The organism is Candidatus Margulisiibacteriota bacterium, assembly GCA_028706105.1.
Taxonomy (GTDB): domain Bacteria; phylum Margulisbacteria; class Riflemargulisbacteria; order GWF2-35-9; family DYQY01; genus DYQY01.
Genome location: JAQWCF010000111.1, coordinates 1 through 4,551, shown reverse-complemented (window position 1 = coordinate 4,551; position 4,551 = coordinate 1). Strand labels below are relative to the sequence as shown.

6 protein-coding genes are annotated in these 4,551 nt (G+C 33.1%); all 6 read left to right on the top strand.

What is annotated here, in order from left to right; genetic code table 11:
- Positions 1 to 856, top strand: an 856-nt coding sequence (locus PHF25_08815; protein MDD4528111.1) for a hypothetical protein, incomplete at its 5' end; no start/stop codon positions are given.
- A gap of 61 nt (positions 857 to 917) precedes the next feature.
- Positions 918 to 1,091 (top strand): ATP-grasp fold amidoligase family protein, encoded by a 174-nt coding sequence (locus tag PHF25_08810; protein MDD4528110.1) that lies wholly within the window; start codon positions 918 to 920, stop codon positions 1,089 to 1,091.
- Positions 1,092 to 1,160: 69 nt separating this feature from the next.
- Entirely contained in the window at positions 1,161 to 2,126 is a 966-nt protein-coding gene (locus PHF25_08805) for a glycosyltransferase family 2 protein (GenBank protein MDD4528109.1), read from the top strand.
- A 163-nt stretch (positions 2,127 to 2,289) separates the two neighbouring features.
- Positions 2,290 to 3,084 (top strand): glycosyltransferase, encoded by a 795-nt coding sequence (locus PHF25_08800; protein ID MDD4528108.1) that lies wholly within the window; start codon positions 2,290 to 2,292, stop codon positions 3,082 to 3,084.
- Between the two features lie 6 nt (positions 3,085 to 3,090).
- Positions 3,091 to 4,230, top strand: coding sequence for a glycosyltransferase (locus PHF25_08795; GenBank protein ID MDD4528107.1), 1,140 nt, complete (start codon positions 3,091 to 3,093; stop codon positions 4,228 to 4,230).
- A 26-nt stretch (positions 4,231 to 4,256) separates the two neighbouring features.
- The coding region (locus PHF25_08790) for a DegT/DnrJ/EryC1/StrS family aminotransferase (GenBank protein ID MDD4528106.1) at positions 4,257 to 4,551 on the top strand (295 nt) is incomplete at its 3' end.

Below are 4,551 nucleotides of genomic sequence, written 5' to 3'. Positions count from 1 at the left end.
TTTTGAAAAAACAAATTTATATTTATTGTTTCCGAATGCATTTTTAAAATATTTATATATGTTTCTATATAATTTTTGTGTTGATAGACATAATTGTACCATCGATACTTATTGTATTTTTTTAGAGAGCAGTCATATTTCTTATGATTCTGTGTTTTTTTATTTTATCAAAAAAAAATTCTGTAAAATTAAATTTATATTTTATTTTACAAATGCGATTTCTGATCCTTCAAATTGTTTTTCTTTGAATTACGTATTAAAGAATCGAAATAGATATAATCTTATAATTACGTTTAATAAAAAAGATTCCGAACAATACAATTTTAAATATTACGAACCTATTTATTCTAAATCTTCTGAAAATATTTCAGAGAAAGTTGATTATGATGTTTATTATATAGGTTCAGCAAAAAGTAGAAAAAAAATTATCGAGGATTCTTTTGAGTTTTTATGTTCTCAAGGATTAAAATGTAATTTTAATGTCCTAGTAGCTCCTGGTGATACTTTAAAAAGTAGTGGTATCAATATTATTCAGAAGCCACTTTCATACAGGGAAGTAATAAACGGTGTTCTTAATTCCCGCTGTATTCTTGAAATTTTAGATACGACGATTCAGGACGGATCATCTTTGAGAACCTGCGAAGCTATTTCATATAAGAAAAAACTTTTATCTAACAATATTCATTTAAAAAACAAATGGTTTTATAATAAATCGCAAATGTTTATATTTAAAGATTTATCAGATATTGACATAAACTTTATAAAAACGGATTTGCAAAATGATTTTCTTTTGAATTCGGATGATATAAGTCCGAAATTCTTTTTAAAATTTTTGGAAAAAGAATTTGGAGACTGATTTTTTTTATTTTATAGAAGTCGTAGTAGGAGTTGTAACTAATAATTAGTTGTGATGCAGAATGTGGGAAAGTTTTTTAGATTTCGAGGTAGATAGTCTTCATGTAGATTTTTATGAAATCGAGGGGCGCCCCTATTTTGGAGAGCTTACTTTATTTCCTGGCTGCGGTTATGAAGAATTTATTCCTGAAAGCTGGGATTACACTTTGGGAAATTGGATAAATTTGTATCACTAATGTTAAGCCATAATACTTTTTTTTAAAAGGGGAGTGTGTACTATTTAGAATTTAATTGATTAGATTTCTATGAAATCCCGACCATTAATCACTGTTGCCATAGCAGTTTATAATACTGAGAAGTATTTGAAGGACTGCATGGAGTCTGTCGTTAACCAGACTTATAGAAATCTCGAGATTATCTGCGTTAATGACGCCTCTACCGATAGTTCTCTCGTCATGTTGGAATCGTATGCCTCGAGGGATGCCCGTATAAAGATTATCACGAATGAAAAAAATTCCGGTCTAGGTGTTACTCGCAACGTGGGGATGGATGCAGCCCACGGAGAATATATCCTGTTTATAGATAGCGACGACTGGCTGGACTTGACCGCATGTGAAAAGCTTTTGAACAAGGCTAAGGAGGATGATGCGGAAATAGTCTTTTACAGTGCCTATCAGGTTGAGGGAGATCGGAAAAAAGTCATGAACAACAGTTGTGATGTTTCATTTCCATTGACTTTTGAGGATAGGAAACTTTTGTTGTTAAAAACATTTCACTCTACTTGGTCGAAGCTATGGAATAGAAATTTTATGATACAGCACGAAATTCGATTTCCAAATTTCCGTAGGGCACAAGATCAAAAGCCACATTGGATGGGCTGTATTTTTGCAGATCGGATTTGCTTTTTAAATGAATCGCTTTATTTTTATCGCTCCAACCCATATCAAATCGGAAAGTGTTCAGATGAAAGATTGCTTGTGATTGCTGATGTTTATCAAGATATAGAAAATCTGTTAGCTAAAGAAAAAGTAATTAATGATTTTAGAGATGTATTTTTGTTCAATAAAATAACTAGCATATCATCTGATTATATTTCCATGAACAATACAACTAGAAAAAAATTTAAAAAAATATTTAAACTAAATAAATATGAAAAAAAATATTTAATTTTTAAGATGAAGTCAATTAAAGGCAGGATTATCTCGCTATCCTTAATTTCTAATATATTTTTATTTATTTTTACTTTTTATAAAAAACATATAAAATCTTAAATATATTATAAAATACTACATTAAAAATAAATATATAATAAATCAAATGATAAAAAATTGTTTTATAGTATGTGTTAATATAATAATAATATGCTTTTTTATATTTTTTTATTTTTATCATGATTTAAATTATTCTAATTCTATAATAAAAATTTAATTTTATATGCCAAAAATTTCTGTTATAATGGGGTGTTATAATTCAGGACAGCGCGTTATTGCAGCTATAGAAAGTATTCAGAAACAAACATTTTCAGATTGGGAGTTTATTATTTGTGACGATTCTTCTACTGATGATACTTATAATATTTTATTAAACTTATCTTCATTTGATCCTCGTGTAATAATTATTAAAAACAATAAAAATTTAAAGTTAGGTGCCACATTAAATAACTGTTTATCAGTTTCAAGTGGAGAATATATTGCGAGAATGGATGATAGCGATTTTAGCTATCCTCATCGTTTTGAATTGCAGAATAACTTCCTAGACGATAATCCTGACTATGCCATCGTTTCGTCAGCTCATATTATATACAATGAGTCCGGAGAGTCTGTTATTAGGAAAGGGGTAGAATATCCATGTAAAAAAAGTTTTTTATGGGGGACCCCTTTTTGCCATGCCGCATCTTTTTTTCGTAGAGATGCATTATTATCTGTTAATGGATATCGTATAGCCAAGGAAACTTGTCGTACTGAAGATTATGATCTCTTCATGCGATTATATGCAAATGGCTACAAAGGCTATAACATTCAGGAAGCTTTATATCGTTATTATCTTCCATTAGATGGAATGAAAAAACGACGCCTTATTAAGTATCGAATAAATGAGGCTATTGTTCGTTATAAGGGGTTTAAGAGTTTAGGATTGCTTCCTTTAGGTTTGCCGTATGTCTTTAAGCCAATTGTCGTTTCTTTATTTCCCCATAGAATTCTTCAGTTTTTGCATAATAAAGGAATCTGATAAAATATGAAAAAGATATGTTTTATTGTTTCCAGTCCGGGATCTGCAATCTCTTTTCTTAAGGATCCTATTTATAAACTATCTAATAGTTATGATATATATATTGTCGCTAATTTGGATAACGAGTCGCAACTTTCTAGTCTTAAAATAAGAGAGGCAAAGAACATTAAAATTATACGTAATATTTGTCTATACAGAGATTTTAAGGCTTTTGTCTCTCTTTTCATCTATTTCAGGAAGATGAAATTTTCTGTGGTTCATTCGGTAACTCCGAAAGCTGGTTTACTCACTGCACTTGCCGGTTTTTTTGCGCGAGTTCCGAATCGTGTTCATATTTTCACCGGACAGGTCTGGGCAACCCGTACCGGTCTCATGAGGTCTATGCTGCGAATGATGGATAAGTTAATCGCTCTGCTTGATACAAATCTATTAGTTGATGGGGAAGGGCAACGCCGTTTTTTAATCGAGCAAGGGGTCCTTAATCATAACAATTCATCTGTCCTTGCCTCTGGTTCAATTTGTGGGGTTAATTTAGAGAGATTTTCTCCAAATCCAGAGATCCGTTTGGCTGTTAGAAAAGAGCTTAGCATACCTGACGGTTCGATTGTTTTTGTGTTTCTGGGGCGTCTATGTATAGACAAAGGAATTAGAGAATTACTTAATGCCTTTGCAAAACTCGCTGACACTTACGAAAATGTTTTCCTCTTATTAGTTGGAAGAGATGAGGGAAATTGTGTTAGTATGGTCGAGGATATGCCATCGTTAAAGCCAGGGGTTAACTTGATGTTTTATGGTCAAACCCCTTTTCCGGAACGCTTGCTTAAAGCCGGAGACGTTTTTTGTTTACCGACATACCGGGAGGGGTTTGGGTCGAGTGTCATTGAAGCTTCTTGTTTGGGGTTGCCGGTGATATGTAGTGATGCATACGGAGTAACAGATGCTATGATTGACGAGGTAACTGGTATTCGATGCCAGGTGAAAGATGTCCAGTCTTTATATATAGCGATGATGCGATTATATTCTGATCCTGAGCTGAGAATAAAATTGGGTTCGAATGGCAGGCAAAGGGTCTTAGATTATTTCTCAAGTAATATAGTGACGAATGAATGGATTTCTTTTTATAAATCTCTTTTAAATAAATCATGATATTTATATAAAAATATATATCGTTCATGTTTAATACTCAAAATCATTTTGCCAAGTTTCCCAAGAAGATTTGGCTCTCTTCCCCGACGATGCATGGGGAGGAGATGAAGTACATGACGGAGGCGTACGAGACAAATTGGATGACGACGGCCGGGAGTAATGTCAATGAGCTCGAACGGTCAGCTGCGGAACTCGTCGGGGTGAAATATGCTGTCGCTCTTTCATGCGGGACCGCTGCGTTGCATCTGGCCGTTCGGCTGGCAGGGGTTAAACGGGGTGATACAGTTTTCTGTTCTGATCTGACATTCAATGCCACGGTGA